Source organism: Bradyrhizobium sp. cir1 (assembly GCF_014198245.1).
Classification (GTDB): domain Bacteria; phylum Pseudomonadota; class Alphaproteobacteria; order Rhizobiales; family Xanthobacteraceae; genus Bradyrhizobium.
On the sequence record NZ_JACIHE010000024.1, the window covers coordinates 1 to 18104 of the forward strand.

Sequence of the window (18104 nt, forward strand, 5' to 3'; positions counted from 1 at the left end):
GGCTCCGCGCGCCGCCCTCCTACCTCGCGATCTCGCCCCAGACCAACAGAAGGGCCTTGACTCACAAATACCCATATGAGGGTGGGCAAAGGCGCGTCAGCGCCGTGCCCACGTTCTTAGAATTGGTGGGCACGCTTCGCTTTGCCCACGGCAGCGGAGAATGCCGCGCTAGAACGACCCCAGCGCCACCGGGCGGAACGCCTGGAGCAGCTGCTGGTCGAGCTTGCCGCCCATGCCTTCCATCATCGTGAACGCACGCGAATGCGTGAAGGGCATGCGATAGGCGCGCTTCTCCACCAAGGCAGCGTAGATGTCGACGATGGTCGTCAGGCGCACGATGTCGCTGATCTGGTTCGACGACAGGCCGTTGGGATAGCCCGAGCCGTCGAGGAATTCGTGGTGATGCAGCACGACATCGAGCATCTCCGGCGGGAAGCCGCCTTGGGCTGCGAGCGCGTCATAACCGCGGCGTGGATGCTGGCGAACCTCGGCCATCTCCTCGTCGGTGAGCTTGCCGGGCTTGTCGAGCAGCGCGGAGGGCACGAAGGCCTTGCCGACGTCGTGCAGCAGCGCGGCGCGGGTCAGGCGGCGCTGGTCGTCCTCGCGCATGCCGAGATGCTGCGCGAAGGAGACCGCAAAGCCGGTGACGAACAGGCAGTGCCGGTAGCTGCCGACATGATGGCAGCCCACCGTGGTGAGCCATTCGCGCAGCGAGGAGTGCTTGATCGCCTTCAGGATCTTGCTCTCGGCGGCGATGACGTCGTCGAAGGTCAGGGGCACGCCGAGCGGCAGCTTCTCGAACATCTTCTTCAGCACCGCATGCGCCGCCTCGACGCCGCGGTTGAGCGTCTTGCCGCGATCGGTCGCGTCATAGGTGGCGGTGTCGGGGAAGGCGGCGCGGATGCGCTGCAGGATGGCATCGGGCTGCAGCGGCCGCGAGATCGTGTCGGTGGCGCCGAGCGCCCAGGCCTGCATGGTGCCGTGATGCAAGGCATCGGCGAGCACGAACAGCCGCGGCATCGAGCGATAAGCATCACCGCGCAGCTTGTTGCGCACCCGCTGCACGCTCTCGGGCGAGCGCAGGTTGATGTCGACCACGAGTCCGGAGAGATCGCGCGAGGGCTGCTCGGGGATGTCCTGGGTGGTCACCGTCGAGACCTCGCCGACCGCCTTCAGGATGCTGGCGAGCTCGGTGCTCTCGTCGCTCCGGTCGGAGGCGAGCAGAAGCCGGCGTTTGGCGGCGGTTTTGGCTGGCGCGTTCATGGCTTCCCCAAAGGCACGGGTCGGGATTTGGCATCAGCCTAAGCCGGATCAGGTTCTCCGGGCCTTAAGAGGCGTGCTCAATGGAACCCTTCGCTATTGGAAGCAATTTTAGGGAATTCGGGTTCCGGGACCGGAACAACACAAGTGGCGAAAACAACCCCATGCACAGTAGGACGGCCATTGTAAATGCTGGGCTTTTCGCGCGGGGCGGCCCATCGAGGCACATCCTGCTCATGCGCAAGGGCGTCTCTCGCTATCGAAATGATCCCGGCTAGAATGAACGGGAAACAAGAAGGGGCGGAAAGCCATGCGTGGGATCAATCGGGACGGCGTCGGGATCTACTATGAGGTTCACGGCGATGGACCGCCGTTGCTGCTCACCCACGGCTACTCCTCGACCTCGGCGATGTGGCACGGCCAGGTCGATGCGCTCGCGAAGGACCACAGGCTGATCCTGTGGGACATGCGCGGCCACGGCCAGTCCGATTATCCCGATGATCCCAAGGCCTACAGCGAAACACTCACCGTCGGCGACATGGCGGCGATCCTCGATGCCGTCGGCGCGCCGCGCGCCATCATCGGCGGTCTGTCGCTCGGCGGCTACATGTCGCTCGCCTTCTATCGCGCTTATCCGCAACGCGCTCGCGCGCTCTTGATCATCGACACCGGTCCCGGCTTCAAGAAGGATGACGCGCGCGAGGCCTGGAATGCGCGTGCGCTCGCGACCGCCGATAGGCTCGACCGCGAAGGCCTCGACGTGCTGAAGCAGGCGACGCGCGAGCGCGCCACCGCCACCCATCGCAATGCCAGGGGGCTCGCGCTGGCCGCGCGCGGCATGCTGACCCAGCGCGATGCGCGCGTGATTGAGCTGTTGCCCGACATCAAGGTGCCCAGCCTGATCGTGGTCGGCGCCGACGACACGCCGTTCCTCGCCGCGTCCGACTACATGGCCGCGAAAATCCCCGGCGCACAAAAGGTCGTGATCCCCGCCGCCGGACACGCCGTCAACATCGATCAGCCCGAGGCTTTTGTTGACGCGGTCGTGCCTTTCCTGAAGAACTTGCCGGGACAGGCCGAACAGGGACGTAGGCAATGAAGCGAGCAATGTTGGCTGCGGGCGCAGTGTTGCTGTCGATGTCTGCGCAGGCCGAGCCGTTCGGCACCGTGCCGCGCCAGCCTTTCGTCACCACCTTGTCGAATAACACGCCGCTCGCCTTCGGCATGGATGCCGAACAGACCGCGCGCGCTCTCGGACAGCCGCTGCAATATGTGCGCGGGCGTCCCGGCAACGAGATCTATCTCGCGCTTCGCAACATCGGCGGCAGCGGGCTGATCCCCTACCGCCATCGCCTGTTCCTGCAATTCCGCCACGGACGGCTGGCGGGATGGAAAGAGGACTACGGCGAGAACTGGATGTGGGAGTAGGTGCTGACCCTCATCCTGAGGAGCTTGCCACCCGGTCCGCGCGGAAGCGCGGCCGGATGATAAACTCCGCAAGCGTCTCGAAGGATGAAGGCCCCGCTGCTGCATCTCGGCCTTGCATTCTTCGAGACGCGTTGCGGCTCGCGGCTCAGGGTGACGGGGAGAGATCGGCGTTCGCAATGACGGAGCCGTCAATTCCGTCATCCTGAGGTGCGAGACTTGGGACGCAACGCGTCCCATGAAGAGCCTCGAAGGATGAGCGGCCCTGACGCAGCCGGGCCGTCGCCCTTCGAGGCTTGCTCCACGGCGCAATGCGCCGCGGCGCGCGCACCTCAGGGTGACGGAAAGATTGAATTCGCGACAACCAAGAAGGACAATCCGCGTGGGACAAGACATCAAACTGACGGCCTCCGATAATTTCCAGCTGGGCGCCTATCGCGCCGATCCCGCCGGCACGCCGAAAGGCGCCATCGTGGTGATCCAGGAGATCTTTGGCGTCAACCATCACATCCGCTCGGTCTGCGACCGCCTCGCCAAAGAGGGCTATGTCGCGATCGCGCCGTCGATCTTCGACCGGACCACGCCGAATTTCCAGTCCGGCTATACGCCTGACGAGATCGCGGAAGCACGCAAATTCGTCGCCAATCCCGACTGGGCTGCGATGCTGCGTGACACCCAGGCCGCGATCGACGCGGTGAAGACGATCGGCCCGGTCGGCGTCATCGGCTTCTGTCTCGGCGGCAGCGTCGCCTTCGTCGCGGCGACGCGGCTATCGGGGCTGAAGGCCGCGGTCGGCTATTACGGCGGCGCGGTCGTGCGCTTCGCCGACGAGACCCCGAAGGTTCCGACGCAGCTGCATTTCGGCGAGAAGGATGCCGGCATTCCGCTGACCGATGTCGAGACGATCAAGACCAGGCGGCCGGACGTCGAGGTCTTCATCTATCCCGGGGCGCAGCACGGTTTCCATTGCGACGAGCGGCCGAGCTACGACAAGGCCAGCTCCGACATCGCTTGGCCGCGCAGCATGGAATTTTTCGCGAAGCATTTGAAGAAATAGGGCATGTACTCATCCTCCGCCCGCCGCGCCGCCGGAGAATTCCCGTTCTTGATCTTCAGTTATCGCCGCGACCGGCCGCTTTCGTAGCCGAGGTCTGCGCACTTGGCGACGATGCCCTCACAGGCCGGATTGGCAGACAGTTTGAAGGTGGAGCCGGAAAAGAAACGGGGTCGGTCAAGACCAACCCCCGCCTTTTGTTCAAAAAAGATAGTTGAAGAACCTACTTAACCGCGAAAATGTCGTACTTAACGAAGCTGCCTTCTCCTCTTTTTTGCTCGACCATCTTGCCAACCGCCTGGATCGCGTTGAGCCAACCATACTTCTCCGATTTGGTCTGGAATGTCGGCGCAGTAACGAAGTAGCACTCGTCAGCTTTCAGCACTTCTCCCTTGACGAATCTCTCCTGGACCTCTTTCGGGCATTGGCGAGCGCCGTTGTAGGAAATGAATATCATCTCTCCGTCGTCGGTTTGGATTGTGCCCCGCACGTCAACCCTAAACACACCGCCCGGCATTATTCGTCCCCAGTCTGCGGATGGCGGCAATATCTTGCCCTTGATCCGAGGTCCCTCTACCCATCCGGCGGGGACATTGAAGATCAACAAATTTGCGTCAGCGACCTCGGGTGGGTCCAGAGAGGCGTACAGGGTCATGAGAAATTCCGTCTGGAGCGATGCCGTCGGGCCTCCGGCGGTAGCAGATAGCTCGGCCATCAGAAGGAACGTAAAGGCACCAAGGCTCACTCGAAGGCACTCTCTGAATTTCATGCGCATCTGGTCCTCCCTCTCAAAATAAATCGGTTAGATAATGGATATCCTCTCGCGCCGGATGAATTGAATGCTACTGCCCGGTGCAGAGGCTGTGGAGCAGCAAATTTCCGTGCCAACACATGAACCTTTTCTGCTCAGCTAAGACTCAGGCAATCGCATGCCTTCGCGCCCGTTTGCTGAGGTGCTCTAAGATTGCTTTTGAAGCTTTGCACCGGGTCCTACCGAAAACGCGAAACCGCGCGGGGACGCGCGACGGCCCGCCTTGAGAATATCTGGCGGTCTCATTTCCCCGCTTTGATTTCATTTAGACGGCTACCGGTGCGTTTACCGGTCGTAGGCTACCGGGGCGAGCCCCATGCATAAATCGCGGTAAACCGGGTTTGCGGGGCGGGTAAACGGCTAGCCGGTCGAAGAAACCCGCGCCGAAATCGGACGTATGTGAGGTCCGATATGCCCCTGATAGCGTCGCAATAGCGGACCTAACGGGAGGTCCGAGTTGGGCCAAATAGCGGTCATCGCGTCGAACCATCAGGTGTGGGCCGCGTCGCGTAGATCACGTTTTGGAATGCTTACCTCGGTTGACTTCGTAGGCTTCGAGATTGCATCGAGCCGCAGTAAGAAGTGGCGCACTAATGCCCATCTTGGCCGCGCGTTCCGCTAGATCGCCAATCGTATGCTCGCCTTCCGTGGGCCGACCGTCTTCCATATCGATCAGCATCGATGGCCCGTAGGTCGATCCCTGTTGAGAAAACATGCCGCGCATAATACCAGCCGCATCAGGAGCAGGAGGGGGAGCTGGCGGATAACCAGCCGCCGTTACCACTCGCGTGCATTCGTCGATTACATCGGAAACAAACGATGGTCCGGAAGCTGACTGGGCGATTGCCCCCGCTCGTGACCTCGTTAGGCTTGCTATCGTTGCGCTAATAACAAAGCCGAAGAACTTCGCCCACATCATTGCAACGATGGTGTCGCTGATCTGGACGGGAACGCCGCCTGCTTCTAGGTCAGCCTTGATGGCCGCACAGCGGTTGGAAGTGCTACCGTCAAGCTCTCCAATTGCATTGAGATTGATGCGCAACTGGCTCTGCTGGATCGTGCCGTCCGGCATCAGAGCAGCATTGATAGTCGTCAGGCCGCCGAGCACGCGCGCCTGACCGAACCTCCCCGTCAGAACGTCGATATGACGCACGCCATTCAGTACGGGCACGATCACACTCTGCTCAGTCATGGCCGGAGCAAGTGCGTCCATGGCCCCATCAAGATCGTAGGCCTTGCAGGACAGCAGAACAACATCGTAGGTCCCATTTAGCTGACCTTGCTGGACAGTCTTAGTCTTCGTACGGAGTTCACTGCCATCCTGTAGCTTTACGATCAGGCCGTCCCGCTGAAGTTGGGCAGCGCGCTCGGGCCGGACGAGAAACGTCACGTCAGCGCCGCCCTTGATTAGCATTCCGCCAAAATATCCTCCGAGCGCGCCCGCACCTAAAATTAGGTACCGCATTTGCTTCCCCCATGTCTGCCTCTGCCTCTGCCTCTGCCTCTTTGCAGATGCATCAAAGCATGCTGAGCCCCCTTTGGGCTAGAGGCGAAGTCCGTTGTGGGTCAATCGCGACGGTTCGGCTTGGTCGACGCCGCGTCCGGTCTCCCCCTCATTGCCGACAACAAGGCGCCGGTTCGAGTTTGTCGCGATGGGCCAATAAGAGACTCATGCACCGCAGCAAATTACAATTCTATTCGATCACCTCATCGGCGCGGGTGAGCAGGAGCGGCGGTATGGTGAGCCCTAGCGCTTTTGCCGTCTTAAGGTTGATCACGAGTTCGAACTTCGTTGGCTGCTCAATCGGGAGTTCGGCGGCACGTGCTCCTCGAAGGATCTTGTCCACGTAAATAGCGCTACGCCGCCACAGATCGGGCAGGCTCGGACCATAGGAAAGCAAGCCACCAGCCTCTGCTCCTTCCCGGTACAGAAACATGACGGGTAGTCGATTGTTCATGCTGAGTTGCGCGATCTTGTCTCGACTTCCAAATAGCGTCGATCCCCCGAAGACGAGGACAGCGTCGGCGCGTACTGCCCGCAGCTCAGCGAACGCCTTCTCCATTTGGTCTGGCTTACGGACTTCGACCCCATGAAGATCCAAGCCGAGTTGTAGTGCCCCTCGCTGCGCGGCCTCCCAACCGACAGTTGATGGAAACGCGGGATCGATGATGCCGCCGATATGTTGAGGCGCCGAGAGTAACTCACGGAGAATCTCCACGTTCTTCGCAGTGAACTCCGGGTCGGCGTCCCAAGCGAGACCCGTGACATTGCCACCCGGTCGAGCCAGGCTGCTTGCGAAACCTTGACCCACGGGATTTACGCCAACGACCATCACGATTGGTATCGTCGTCGTGGCCCGCCGCGCCGCGATTATCTCTGGCTGGATCAATGCCACGATCACATCGACACCTTGTTGCACGAGGTCCGCGGCTAGCTGATCGAACTGCTCAGCCTTCCCTGGTTCGGCGAAGCGCGGCTCCAGCACGACGTTCCGGCCTTCAACCCAGCCCAAGCCGTTTAGAGCCTGTACGAAAACGGGAAAGGCCGGGTGTCGCCCCATGGCAAGGAACCCAACTTGCGGAGCCTTGTTCACCTGCTGCGCCTCGGCGGCGAGCGGCGGGGAAAGAAGAACAGCCGGCCAGCCAACCGTCGCGCCGCCGAGAACTCCGATGAACTCACGTCGCCTCACTTGCTGCCCCAGACCAAGCAACAATCATCGTACCGCCAAAGGCCTGGCCCTGGAAGGTAAGCCCGGACGCCACCCAAGGTCCGCTTCGGGTCACGAGCGTCGCCCTCTGCGATTGACGGCGGCCTATCTATGTCCGCTATACCCCGTTAGCGACAGAGGTCGTGCGGCGATGCAATATGTCGCGAAGGGCCACAACCGGACTTACGCATCAGGAAGAAAGCTCTATTCGATCACTTCATCGGCGGTGACCAGCAGGGATGGCGGAATCGTCAACCCCAGCGCCTTGGCCACCTTGAGATTGATTACCTGCTTGAGGCGGGTCGGCTGCTCGACCGGCAGGTCGGCGGGCTTTGCCCCGCGCAGTATCTTGTCGGCGTAGCCGGCGGCCCTGCGGAAATAGTCGGGAAAGTCCGATCCGTACGACATCAAGAGACCATACGGGACCGCTTCCGCGTTCACGGTGACGGCCGGCATTCTGTGCGCAAGGGCCGCTGCGCCGACGCGCGCCCGTTCGTTGAACATCATCACTCCGACAACAACGACACCGCCCACGTGATCGCGCTGCGCCTGCGCAAAAGCCTGTTCGATGACGTCAGGCGATGGAACTTCAACCATACGAAAGACAAGTCCGAGCGATTTTGCTGCCTCGGCGTAGGCTGGGATCAAACGCGGCGGCGCCAGGGAGTCACGGAAAAGTGCCACGCTGGACAGGTTCGGAACGGCCTCCTTGAGAAGCGCCAGAAATTTGCCGGACAGGTCGGTCTGCATCATCGAAAGCCCGGTCATGCTGCCGCCGGGATGCGCCAGACTGGCGACCAATCCGAGCCCAATCGGATCTGGCACAACGACAAATACGACCGGAATCGTGCTCGTGATCTGCTTCAACGCAACGGCGCCGTGGATCGTTACCGCGATGGCGACGTCGACATTGCTTTCGACCAGCTCCCTCGCGAGGATGGGAAACCGATCGCGCTGTTCGGCGGGAAACTTGTGCAGGAACTCGACGTTCTTGCCCTCGACGTAACCGAGTTCGCTGAACGCCTTCACGAGCACCGTGAGGTACTCACGTTCCTCTTCCGCGCTGCCGGCATGCCAGAGCACGCCGATCCTGGCGATCTTCCGGCCTGACTGAGCCTTCACCGTGCGCGTCCACGACATCGCCGTGGTGCCGAGAAGCGCAATGAACTCGCGGCGCCTCATGTTCGCCCCCGCGGTCAAGAAAAATAAAAGTACCTGAGGTAGGCTAGCACAGGGATGGCACTTAGTTGGCGACAAATGTCCGCCTAGGGTCACAAGCCGCAGGTCACGCTCAAGGTGGGTGACCTCCGCTTTACGTTGGTGAGCCGACATTTATGAGTACGCGCCCTAGGTTCCGCGCGTCAGCTCAGAGCAGGAATCGGGTGGGCGCATCACGCTGCGTGGCGATAAAGCTGGCCGATCAAGCCAACTCAGGCCGGGAGATCGCCATGCAGCAAGCCATCACGCACCTCGTCATCCGCAATCCGTTCGGAACCATGGACGTGCCGGCGCCCGATGATTCCGAGGTGATGGACTATGCCGCTTCCGCCACGCTTGGCGGCGATGCCGCCGACGCCAACGCGGCGCAATGGGGGTCCATTCCCGCATCCTCCGATCCGCTCGAAGGCATCTGGGCGAGCCGCTGGAACGGCGGTGCCGATCCGACCATTGCGGGTGATACGCCGGACCAATGGAAAGAAGGGCGCGCCGAAGTTCGGATTGCGGGCGGGCGCATCTATCTGCGCTTTGACTGGGACCATGGCCGCCGGCACGGGCTGATCGATGCCGTGCGCGACGACACCGAGCGGCTGGTCGGCAAGTACATCAACCTGACCAATCCCGCGATCATGCGGCCGTGGGTCGGGCGCGTGGTCGATGCCGCCAGGATCGACGGATGTTTTCCGAACGGACGGCTGGATTTCCGAAGGTGAAATTCAGGCGTCATTCCGGGGCGCGCGAAGCGCGAACCCGGAATCCATCCGGCGACAGAGTCGGTGGTGGAATGGATTCCGGGCTCGCGCCTGTCGGCGCGCCCCGGAATGACGAGGAGAGAGAGTCTTAGAACCAGCGCTCGCCGACGAACACGGTGTCGCCCGGCGCCAGGGGGGTGCCGAGCGGCACCACGGCGCGCATGGCGCCGCCGGCTTCGGTGTGCGTCACGGTGACCACGTCGCGCTTGGCGCGCGGCGAGAAGCCGCCGGCAATCGCAACGGCGCTTTCGACGGTCATGTTCGGCACATAGGGATATTGGCCGGGCGCGGAGACTTCGCCGAGGATGAAGAACGGGCGATAGGTGTCGATCTCGACGGCGACCGAGGGTTCGCGGATGTAACCGTTGCGCAGGCGCGCGGCGATCTCGCCGGCCAGCCCTGCCGTGGTGCGGCCGCGCGCAGGCACCGCGCCGATCAGCGGCATGGTGATGGAGCCGCCGGCATCGATGGCGTAGCTGTTGGTGAGACCTTCCTGGCCGTAGACCACGACGCGGAGCTTGTCGCCGGCATCGAGATGGTAGGAGGCGTCGTAGCGGACCGGCGCCGCCATCGGCGCGGCGTAGCCGACCGGCATGGGCGCAGGCGCGGAGGCAAAGGAATTGCGCAGTGCCCCGATGGCGCCGCCACCGTCGGCGACGACGACCGGCTGCGGTGCACTGTAGGGCTGGCCATAGGCCATCGAATCGAGATCGGGGCGGGGCTGCACCATCGCAACAGGGCCGGCGGTCTGCATGCAGCCGCCCAGGGCGAGCGCGGCGGACGCTGCCAAGGACGTTGCCGAGATCGACCATCGAAACGCGCGTGCAACCGGCACCGGACCTGTCCCTCGAAACGAGATGGCTCCAGTGATGCACCGGTTATGGTTAATAAAGCGTTGAGGGGGCAATGACGGTCGCACCCTCCCCCTCCAGGGGAGGGTAAGTGACACCTCGTTCGCGGCTGGCCTACACACTCACGCCAACGCCGATCGGGCAGGACACGCCAGTGCCGCCCAGGCCGCAATAGCCGGCGGGATTCTTCGCCAGGTATTGCTGATGGTAGTCCTCGGCGAAATAGAACGCGCCGGCCGGCGCGATCTCGGTGGTGATGGCACCGAGGCCCTTGGCGGCAAGCGCCTTCTGGTAGAGCGCCTTCGACGCGTCGGCGGCCTTCTTCTGCGCATCGCTATAAGTGTAGATCGCGCTTCGGTACTGCGTACCGACGTCGTTGCCCTGGCGCATGCCCTGCGTCGGGTTGTGGCTCTCCCAGAACGTCTTCAGGAGCCTCTCGTAGGAGATCTTGTTCGGATCGAACACGACCAGCACCACCTCGGTGTGGCCGGTGCGGCCCGAGCAGGTCTCTTCATAGGTCGGGTTCGGCGTGTGGCCACCGGCATAGCCGACGGCGGTGGTGTAAATGCCATCGCCGAGCTCCCAGAATTTGCGCTCGGCGCCCCAGAAGCAGCCGAGGCCGAACACCGCCTGCTCGAGGCCGGCGGGATAAGGCGGCTGCAACTTCGCACCGTTGACGAAATGAGTGGTCGCGGTCGGGATGGCTTGCGCACGGCCCGGCAGCGCCTCAGCTGCGCTCGGCAATGCGGTGGTCTTGCGCATGAACAGCATGATCGGATCTCCGAAACGAGCCGTGCGTCGCCCAAGTCCGTATGTCCTAAGCCAGGCGCTCAGGCGGCGTGCTCGCGATCAGGTGGGAATATAGGTCTTTACGCGCAAAGGGGCAGCCTTGTTACGCTGCGCTCAGCGCGGTGGGTCAATCCCGGCGGGAATTGAAGGATCAATCCCGGGTATAGCCGATCAGCGGCTTGCGCGGCCGGAACAGGACCATCAGCAGGATGCCGAGAATGCCGAGGACGGCGAAGACCGGCTGGTCCAGCACGAGGCGGATCACCGAGGTCCAGAGCCAGGGCGCCTTGGCCTCGACCCAGGTCCGGAATGCCGCCTGGCTGGCCTGGTTGATGTCGTTCCAGAATTGGCCGAACCGGGTGAACCGCAGGGTCTGGTCGGCGACCCAGCGGGCGCCGTCATAGACCATGAAGATGAACCCGCCGGCGAGCAGCAACAGCCCAATCAGTCGGAAAAAGCCGCGGATCATGCCTCACCCTATACGGTTGTCCGATCGGACGAGCCCAAGAAACGCCGATCAAATGCCGCCAGCCAATAGCCGGGGAACGGCAGAAATTCAACCTGTTCAGGGCGTTACGGCCCCCGTCCAGCCCACCAGAGGCCGGTTTTCCAGCCCGGAAAGCGTTGACGGTGCCACAGACCCTCTCTATAAGGGCGCCAACTGGCGGCGGGCGCAATCCTGCCGCCGCTGTTCTTTGAGCAGTTGCAGGCTCTTTAGGCCTCATGTTCCGGGAACGGCCAGCAACCGAACACCCTAAATCCGAGCGTCGATTCCGCGGTCAAGCAAGCCGGCGCTACCCGACCAAGACGCGACCGGTACCCGCAAAGGATATTGAGACCATGGCCAATACCACTTCCGCCAAGAAAGCGACGCGCAAGATCGCCCGTCGCACCGCCGTCAACAAGTCGCGCCGCACCCAGATGCGCGGCGCCGTGCGCACTGTCGAGGAAGCCATCAAGACCGGCGATCGCGCCGCTGCCGTGAAGGCGCTGGCGACTGCCGAGCCCGCCCTGATGCGCGCCGCCCAGCGCAACATCATTCACAAGAACAACGCCAGCCGCAAAGTCTCGCGCCTCACCGCGCAGATTGCCAAGCTCGCGAAGTAAACTTGCAGCTAAGCAAGCAAACTTGCGACATCATCTGATCGGTTGATCCGATCGGCACGACAAAGAGCCCGGCATCGCGCCGGGTTTTTTTGTTGCCTGTCATATTCACGCAACCGGTCATGCGCCTCGCAATCTCCGCGTGGAAGATTTGCATCGACCGCATTATGATGCGTTCCGCAGCTCTACCTGCGGATGTTTGTGCAACAGCGGAAACTTTCACTGCGTTGCAAAAAACCCCTGCGGCGCGCGGCTAAGATGAATTCGCGCGCGGAAAAGTTCTGCACACCGTAGATTCACCGGAACGCTGCCACAGGTGGAGTTACCCTGTGAAACGAGACTCAAAAAACGATGGCTCGCTAATCACTTATCGACATAGCTGCGACAAGCATTTGGAAAATTCGCTCGCGCGTCGCGCGCGTGACGCTTTTGTAAAAAATTTTTGGCGGTGACGGAGAATTGTCACATGAGGCGCGGCATTTTCGATTCTGTGCACGAATCCAAAAACTTGCTTCAGAGCCTGTGCACAAGTCCCGCGCGGCGTTAACCGAGGTCAAGTTTTTTGATGCCTCAAGTCTGAATCAATTTCGTTGCGAGTCTTTCCGCATAGTGTATTCCTTAAGTCGTTCGCGGCGCCCACGATCTTGAGACCAGCGCGGTATCGGAAACGGGGCGAGCGTGCAAATCGGCGGCGGTGTGCACGTGGGCGACGCTTCAACAAGCGATTGTCGGTTCAAAACCCATAGCAATGTGGGAACGGTAGCTCTTTGTCTGAATGTCTCCAAGCGAGATCTCAGGCATCTCGCTCGCGCCAAGCGCAAATGAGAGACACCTTGCAGCTACCCCGACATACGCGATGGCGAAGCCGAGTGGACGACTAGTGCAGACGGGCAGGGCATCCGCGACAGGAGTACGGCGCGGTTGTCTTTTACGCAGGACCTTGTCGTGAGCGATCACGGCAGGACGGGGAGGTATCATGTCCTACGGATTCAACGCGGTATTGACTCAAGTTCCATCGTTCGACGATGCCGTCTCCGATCCGTCCTGCGTCCAGCCTCCAACGTGCACGGGCGCGTCGAGTACGCGCTGACCTCGCGACCCTTCCATCAAAGACATCGCTGATCTGACCCGCGGCGCGGCGCGCCGAACGGTCGAGCTATGCCTGACGATGGACTCGCTCGAGGTCGCGCCATTCCGGGATTCGGCAGGAACCCTGCATGGCGCTCACAAATTCAATCTGAGCTCTCAAGAGAAGTTTTTGACGATGAACACATCGGAACAGGATCGCTGGTCACGCGTGAAGAGCCGGCTGCGCTCGAATGTTGGCGAGGACGTTTACACGAGCTGGTTTGCACGCATGGATCTGGAGGGCGTGCAGGACGAGAGCGTGCGGCTCTCGGTGCCGACCCGCTTTCTGAAGAGCTGGATCCAGGCCCATTATGCCGAGCGCGTGCTGTCGTGCTGGCAGGCCGAGATGCCGGAAGTGCACCGCATCGACCTCACGGTCCGGTCCGCCGTGCGCCCGGTGGCGCCGCCGAAGGAAGCGCCCGCGCCGGTCGAGGCACGCCGCGCCCCCGCGCCGGAGCTGCGCTCGACCGCGACCGCGCCGGTCTCGGCCAATCATGACGCGCTCGGCGGCTCGCCGCTCGATCCGCGCCTGACCTTTGCGAGCTTCGTCGTCGGCCGCTCCAATACGCTGGCCCATGCGGCCGCGCGCCAGGTCGCCGAGGGACGCCGCGGCGATCCCGTGATGTTCAACCCGCTCTACATCCATGCCGGCGTCGGCCTCGGCAAGACGCATCTCTTGCAGGCGGTGACCTGGGCCGGCAATTCCGGCAACGAGCGCAAGGTGCTGTATCTCACCGCCGAAAAATTCATGTACGGCTTCGTCGCCGCGCTGAAGACGCAGACGGCGCTGGCCTTCAAGGAAGCGCTGCGCGGCATCGACGTGCTCGTGATCGACGATCTGCAGTTCCTGCAGGGCAAGTCGACCCAGGCCGAGTTCTGTCACACGCTGAACGCGCTGATCGATGCCGGCCGCCAGGTCGTGATCGCGGCCGACCGTCCGCCGTCCGACCTCGAGAGCCTGGACGATCGCGTCCGCTCGCGCCTTGCCGGCGGCCTCGTGGTCGAGATGGGCTCGCTCGGCGAAGAGCTGCGTCACGGCATTCTCAAGTCGCGCGTCGCCGCCGCCCGCGCCCATCACGCGACCTTCGACGTGCCGGAGGAGGTGCTGCATTATCTCGCGCGCACCATCACCCATAACGGCCGCGACCTCGAAGGCGCGATCAACCGCCTCTTGGCGCACTCCAAGCTCAACAACCAGCCGGTGACGCTGGAGATGGCCGAGCGCGAGGTGCGCGACCTGGTCCGGCCGCAGGAGCCGAAGCGGATCAAGATCGAGGACATCCAGCGCGTGGTGGCACGGCAGTATAATGTCAGCCGCTCCGACCTGCTCTCCTCGCGCCGCACCGCCAACGTGGTCCGCCCGCGCCAGGTGGCGATGTATCTCGCCAAGACGCTGACCCTGCGCTCGCTCCCCGAAATCGGCCGCCGCTTCGGCGGACGCGACCACACCACGGTGCTGCATGCCGTGCGCAAGATCGAGGCACTGGTCTCCAAGGACACCGCGCTGTCGGAGGAAGTGGAGTCGCTGAAGCGCCAGCTTCAGGAATAAAGGCCTATTTCTCCTTTTCACCTCTCCCCGCCTGCGGGGAGAGGTCGAATTCGATCGCAGATCGAATTCGGGTGAGGGGGTACAGGTCCCTCGACATGGTCATACGCGGAGAGAGGCCCCTCACCCCAACCCTCTCCCCGTAAGAACGGGGCGAGGGAGCGCACCTGTGCCTGGGCGGCGGCCTTGGTCTCTGCCTGTAAATCGTGGGGGAACTGCCCCCTATCCCTTGAATCCCGAGACCATCCGAGCCACCTTGCGCGACCCTGACGGCTTTGGTCATATCGGCTGGATGACCCCGGCCTGCCGGGGGTCTTCGGTGCCGTGGCGCGTCCCGCCGCCCGGCCTTCTCAACACTGAGTTTTCCTTGGGGATCGGGCGAGTAGTGCAATGAAGGTTACGGTCGAACGCGCGCAACTCCTGAAGTCACTGGGCCATGTCCACCGCGTGGTCGAGCGCCGCAACACGATCCCGATCCTCGGCAACGTGCTGGTCCGTGCCGAGAACGCCAAATTGTCGCTGAAGGCGACCGACCTCGACCTGGAGGTGACGGAAACGCTGGCGGCGGAAACCGCCACCGCCGGTTCCACCACCGTGCCGGCGCACATGTTCTACGACATCGTGCGCAAGCTGCCTGACGGCTCGCAGATCGTGCTGGAAGCCGACGGCGACCGCGCCGTGCTGGCGATCCGCGCCGGCCGTTCGCGTTTCACGCTGCAGACGCTGCCGGAAAATGATTTCCCGGATCTGGCCGCCGGCGACATGTCGCACTCCTTCTCGCTCGCCGCCAAGGACGTCAAGCGGCTGATCGACCGCACCCAGTTCGCGATCTCGACCGAGGAGACGCGCTATTATCTCAACGGCATCTATCTGCACGCCGCCGGCACGGCGAAGGCCGCCACCCTGCGCGGCGTTGCCACCGACGGCCACCGCCTCGCCCAGCTCGACCTGGTGCAACCCAAGGGCGCCGAGGGCATGCCGGGCGTGATCGTGCCGCGCAAGACGGTCGGCGAGGTGCAGCGCCTGATCGAGGACACCGACGCCGAGATGACGATCGAGCTGTCGCAGGCAAAAATCCGCTTTACGATCGGCAACGTCGTGCTGACCTCGAAACTGATCGACGGCACCTTCCCCGACTATGGCCGCGTCATTCCGCAAGGCAACGACAAGGAGCTCGTCGTCGACAAGAAGGACTTTGAGAACGCGGTCGACCGCGTCTCCACCATCTCCAGCGAGCGCGGCCGCGCGGTCAAGCTGTCGCTGTCGCCGGGCAAGCTGGTGCTGTCGGTGACCAACCCGGATTCCGGCAGCGCGACCGAAGAGCTCGAGGTCGAATACGCCTCCGACGCCCTCGATATCGGCTTCAACTCGCGCTACCTCCTCGACATCGCCGCCCAGATCGAAGGCGACGTCGCAACGCTCAGGCTCGCCGACCCCGGCTCGCCCACCCTGGTCCAGGACCGCGACGACAAGAGCGCGCTGTACGTGCTGATGCCGATGCGGGTGTGAGGGAGGTGCTCCCTCGCCAGCAAGCCCTGCTTCAAGTGCCTAACGCGATGCGCGTGACTGCGCCCTCTCCCCTTGCGGGAGAGGGCAGCTCCGCCATTGACCAAGACCTCACTCGGGTGAGGGGTCCTCTCGCGGCACCTTCTATGTGGAGGCAACCCCTCACCCGCCGTCGCTGCGCGACGGCACCCTCTCCCGCAAGGGGAGAGGGTAGAGGCACCGTACGCCAACGACGTCGCGAATGAACGCCGATGCTGGACGACCCGCACCATCGGCCGACCGCCAGACATCTTCGCCAGTTTGCGAAGAACATGCGGCACGAACCGACGGACGCGGAGGCCGCGATGTGGCGCCTGCTCAGGGATCGACGGCTATCGGCCTACAAGTTTCGCCGACAGGTTCCGATCGAAAGCTACATCCTCGACTTTGTCTGCTTCGAGAAACGCCTCGTGATCGAGATCGACGGCAGTCAGCACGTGAAATCGCGGCGTGACGCAGTTCGGGATGCCGCACTTGCCTCCGAAGGTTTCGCCATCGCCCGCTATTGGAACAACGACGTGTTACAGCAGCCCACCTCTGTGTTGGAGGATATCCTTGCAAAGCTTGCCGGGCGGTAACATACCCCTCACCCGTCGCCTCACTTCGTGAGGCGCCACCCTCTCCCGCAAAGGGGAGAGCGCGCGCCCATGACGAATAGCCCATGACCCCCTCTCGCATTCATCGCCTGACGCTGACGCATTTTCGCAATTACCGGGCGGCGGGGCTCGAGACGGCGGCTGACATGGTGGCGCTGGTCGGGCCGAACGGGGCGGGCAAGACCAATTGCATCGAGGCGATCTCGTTCCTGTCGCCGGGCCGGGGCCTCCGGCGCGCCACGCTGGAAGACGTCGCCGACAACCAGGGCGACGGCTCATGGGCGGTATCGGCGCAGGTCGAGGGCGCGCTGGGGCTGGCGACGCTCGGCACCGGCATCGATGCGCCGCGCGCCGATAGCGCGGTGAGCCGGCGCTGCCGCATCGATCGAGAGCCGGTCAATTCCGCGGCCAGCTTCGGCGACCATATCCGCATGGTCTGGCTGACGCCGGCCATGGACGGACTGTTCATGGGCGCGGCGTCCGAGCGGCGGCGTTTCTTCGACCGCCTGGTGCTCGCCATCGACAACGAGCATTCCAGCCGCATCAACGCGCTCGAACGTTCCCTGCGCTCGCGCAACCGCCTGCTCGAGACGCGCAATTACGACGACCATTGGTGTGACGCGATCGAGCGCGAGACCGCCGAGCTTGCGGTCGCGGTCGCCGCCACGCGCGGCCAGACCGCAGCGCGGCTGACTGGCATGTTGAACGCACGCGCGCAAGCCTCCGCATTTCCGTCCGCTCAAATCGCGCTCGACGGCTGGATGGAGAACGCGCTGCTTCAGGAGACCGCGACGTCGGTCGAGGACCGCTACCGCCAGATCCTGCGCGACAACCGTCCGCGCGATGCCATCGCCGGCCGCACCACCGACGGCCCGCATCTCACCGATCTCCAGGTGATCTATGCGCCCAAGAGCATGCCGGCGCGCGACGCCTCGACCGGCGAGCAGAAGGCTCTGCTGATCGGCCTCGTGCTCGCGCATGCGAGCCTGGTCGCCGAAATGACCGGCATCGTGCCGCTGCTGCTGCTCGACGAGGTCGTCGCCCATCTCGATCCGAACCGCCGCGCCGCTTTGTTCGACGAGCTACGCAAGCTCGGCGCGCAGGTCTGGCTGACCGGTGCGGACCCCGCCGCGTTTGCCGAGATTGGCGCCGGCGGCGAGGTGTTTGACGTCGAGAGCGGACGCGTATCGGCACGGCGCTAGATTCCGAAGTGAACCCGCCCGGTTCCGTCAGCGACTAGCTCTGTGAGGCCGCGCCGACGGTGTCGCAGCCGTTGCAGTCGCGCAATGACATCACGCGCGATATCTCTGGAGAGAA

General features: G+C 63.2%; 17 protein-coding genes. 9 read left to right on the forward strand and 8 right to left on the reverse strand.

Translation table 11 applies throughout. The features are described 5' to 3' along the window. Positions 1 to 168: 168 nt before the first annotated feature. On the reverse strand, positions 169 to 1263 hold the full coding sequence (locus GGD63_RS32700) for an HD-GYP domain-containing protein (RefSeq protein ID WP_130363852.1): 1095 nt from the start codon (positions 1261 to 1263) through the stop codon (positions 169 to 171). 307 nt (positions 1264 to 1570) lie between these two features. On the opposite strand from GGD63_RS32700, the gene GGD63_RS32705 reads away from it, so the two are divergent. The 3 genes from GGD63_RS32705 to GGD63_RS32715 all read left to right on the forward strand — a co-directional run bounded on the left by GGD63_RS32705 (position 1571) and on the right by GGD63_RS32715 (position 3742). Beyond that, the gene (locus GGD63_RS32705) at positions 1571 to 2359 is read left to right on the forward strand and encodes an alpha/beta fold hydrolase (protein ID WP_183248249.1); all 789 of its coding nucleotides are present in this window, start codon (positions 1571 to 1573) and stop codon (positions 2357 to 2359) included. Further along, positions 2356 to 2688, forward strand: coding sequence for a hypothetical protein (locus tag GGD63_RS32710; protein WP_183248251.1), 333 nt, complete (start codon positions 2356 to 2358; stop codon positions 2686 to 2688). Before GGD63_RS32705 ends, GGD63_RS32710 begins: the two co-directional genes overlap by 4 nt. A gap of 379 nt (positions 2689 to 3067) precedes the next feature. Continuing rightward, a complete protein-coding gene (locus GGD63_RS32715) occupies positions 3068 to 3742 on the forward strand; it encodes a dienelactone hydrolase family protein (protein ID WP_183248253.1) in 675 nt (224 codons plus the stop codon). Positions 3743 to 3962: 220 nt separating this feature from the next. On the opposite strand, the gene GGD63_RS32720 is transcribed toward GGD63_RS32715, so the two are convergent. From GGD63_RS32720 to GGD63_RS32735, 4 genes are all read right to left on the reverse strand, one after another. Next, positions 3963 to 4514 carry a DUF3237 domain-containing protein gene (locus tag GGD63_RS32720; protein ID WP_183248255.1) on the reverse strand — a complete coding sequence of 184 codons (552 nt, stop codon included), beginning with the start codon at positions 4512 to 4514 and terminating at the stop codon, positions 3963 to 3965. A 550-nt stretch (positions 4515 to 5064) separates the two neighbouring features. Further along, positions 5065 to 6015: a ketopantoate reductase family protein gene (locus GGD63_RS32725; RefSeq protein ID WP_183248257.1), complete on the reverse strand. Its 951-nt coding sequence runs from the start codon at positions 6013 to 6015 to the stop codon at positions 5065 to 5067. Between the two features lie 229 nt (positions 6016 to 6244). Further along, positions 6245 to 7264, reverse strand: a complete 1020-nt coding sequence (locus GGD63_RS32730; protein ID WP_183248259.1) for an ABC transporter substrate-binding protein — start codon at positions 7262 to 7264, stop codon at positions 6245 to 6247. A gap of 198 nt (positions 7265 to 7462) precedes the next feature. Continuing rightward, a complete protein-coding gene (locus tag GGD63_RS32735) occupies positions 7463 to 8440 on the reverse strand; it encodes an ABC transporter substrate-binding protein (protein WP_183248261.1) in 978 nt (325 codons plus the stop codon). Positions 8441 to 8706: 266 nt separating this feature from the next. Between GGD63_RS32735 and GGD63_RS32740 the strand changes: the two genes are divergently transcribed. After that, entirely contained in the window at positions 8707 to 9189 is a 483-nt protein-coding gene (locus GGD63_RS32740) for a hypothetical protein (protein ID WP_183248263.1), read from the forward strand. Positions 9190 to 9316: 127 nt separating this feature from the next. On the opposite strand, the gene GGD63_RS32745 is transcribed toward GGD63_RS32740, so the two are convergent. The 3 genes from GGD63_RS32745 to GGD63_RS32755 form a co-directional block, all read right to left on the reverse strand. After that, positions 9317 to 10063, reverse strand: a complete 747-nt coding sequence (locus tag GGD63_RS32745) for a polysaccharide biosynthesis/export family protein (protein ID WP_183248265.1) — start codon at positions 10061 to 10063, stop codon at positions 9317 to 9319. Between the two features lie 130 nt (positions 10064 to 10193). Continuing rightward, positions 10194 to 10850, reverse strand: a complete 657-nt coding sequence (msrA, locus tag GGD63_RS32750) for a peptide-methionine (S)-S-oxide reductase MsrA (RefSeq protein ID WP_183248267.1) — start codon at positions 10848 to 10850, stop codon at positions 10194 to 10196. 169 nt (positions 10851 to 11019) lie between these two features. Next, the gene (locus GGD63_RS32755) at positions 11020 to 11337 is read right to left on the reverse strand and encodes a hypothetical protein (RefSeq protein WP_183248269.1); all 318 of its coding nucleotides are present in this window, start codon (positions 11335 to 11337) and stop codon (positions 11020 to 11022) included. 371 nt (positions 11338 to 11708) lie between these two features. Here GGD63_RS32755 and rpsT point away from each other — a divergent pair, with 371 nt between their 5' ends. From rpsT to recF, 5 genes are all read left to right on the forward strand, one after another. Continuing rightward, the gene (gene rpsT / locus GGD63_RS32760) at positions 11709 to 11975 is read left to right on the forward strand and encodes a 30S ribosomal protein S20 (protein ID WP_035704405.1); all 267 of its coding nucleotides are present in this window, start codon (positions 11709 to 11711) and stop codon (positions 11973 to 11975) included. 1261 nt (positions 11976 to 13236) lie between these two features. Then, a complete protein-coding gene (dnaA, locus tag GGD63_RS32765; protein ID WP_183248271.1) occupies positions 13237 to 14649 on the forward strand; it encodes a chromosomal replication initiator protein DnaA in 1413 nt (470 codons plus the stop codon). Between the two features lie 387 nt (positions 14650 to 15036). After that, complete coding sequence (gene dnaN, locus GGD63_RS32770) at positions 15037 to 16155, forward strand: DNA polymerase III subunit beta (RefSeq protein ID WP_183248273.1); 1119 nt, start codon at positions 15037 to 15039, stop codon at positions 16153 to 16155. A gap of 248 nt (positions 16156 to 16403) precedes the next feature. Beyond that, the gene (locus tag GGD63_RS32775; protein WP_183248275.1) at positions 16404 to 16769 is read left to right on the forward strand and encodes an endonuclease domain-containing protein; all 366 of its coding nucleotides are present in this window, start codon (positions 16404 to 16406) and stop codon (positions 16767 to 16769) included. Positions 16770 to 16852: 83 nt separating this feature from the next. Beyond that, the gene (gene recF / locus GGD63_RS32780; protein WP_183248277.1) at positions 16853 to 17989 is read left to right on the forward strand and encodes a DNA replication/repair protein RecF; all 1137 of its coding nucleotides are present in this window, start codon (positions 16853 to 16855) and stop codon (positions 17987 to 17989) included. The last annotated feature ends 115 nt before the right edge of the window (positions 17990 to 18104 follow it).

What these genes read in the sequence shown, in the direction of transcription:
- GGD63_RS32700 (WP_130363852.1), bottom strand. Translation starts at nt 1,263, where the DNA reads ATGAACGCGCCAGCCAAAACCGCCGCCAAACGCCGGCTTCTGCTCGCC.
- GGD63_RS32705 (WP_183248249.1), top strand. Translation starts at nt 1,571, where the DNA reads ATGCGTGGGATCAATCGGGACGGCGTCGGGATCTACTATGAGGTTCAC.
- GGD63_RS32710 (WP_183248251.1), top strand. Translation starts at nt 2,356, where the DNA reads ATGAAGCGAGCAATGTTGGCTGCGGGCGCAGTGTTGCTGTCGATGTCT.
- GGD63_RS32720 (WP_183248255.1), bottom strand. Translation starts at nt 4,514, where the DNA reads ATGCGCATGAAATTCAGAGAGTGCCTTCGAGTGAGCCTTGGTGCCTTT.
- GGD63_RS32725 (WP_183248257.1), bottom strand. Translation starts at nt 6,015, where the DNA reads ATGCGGTACCTAATTTTAGGTGCGGGCGCGCTCGGAGGATATTTTGGC.
- GGD63_RS32735 (WP_183248261.1), bottom strand. Translation starts at nt 8,440, where the DNA reads ATGAGGCGCCGCGAGTTCATTGCGCTTCTCGGCACCACGGCGATGTCG.
- GGD63_RS32740 (WP_183248263.1), top strand. Translation starts at nt 8,707, where the DNA reads ATGCAGCAAGCCATCACGCACCTCGTCATCCGCAATCCGTTCGGAACC.
- msrA (WP_183248267.1), bottom strand. Translation starts at nt 10,850, where the DNA reads ATGCTGTTCATGCGCAAGACCACCGCATTGCCGAGCGCAGCTGAGGCG.
- GGD63_RS32755 (WP_183248269.1), bottom strand. Translation starts at nt 11,337, where the DNA reads ATGATCCGCGGCTTTTTCCGACTGATTGGGCTGTTGCTGCTCGCCGGC.
- rpsT (WP_035704405.1), top strand. Translation starts at nt 11,709, where the DNA reads ATGGCCAATACCACTTCCGCCAAGAAAGCGACGCGCAAGATCGCCCGT.
- dnaA (WP_183248271.1), top strand. Translation starts at nt 13,237, where the DNA reads ATGAACACATCGGAACAGGATCGCTGGTCACGCGTGAAGAGCCGGCTG.
- dnaN (WP_183248273.1), top strand. Translation starts at nt 15,037, where the DNA reads ATGAAGGTTACGGTCGAACGCGCGCAACTCCTGAAGTCACTGGGCCAT.
- GGD63_RS32775 (WP_183248275.1), top strand. Translation starts at nt 16,404, where the DNA reads ATGCTGGACGACCCGCACCATCGGCCGACCGCCAGACATCTTCGCCAG.
- recF (WP_183248277.1), top strand. Translation starts at nt 16,853, where the DNA reads ATGACCCCCTCTCGCATTCATCGCCTGACGCTGACGCATTTTCGCAAT.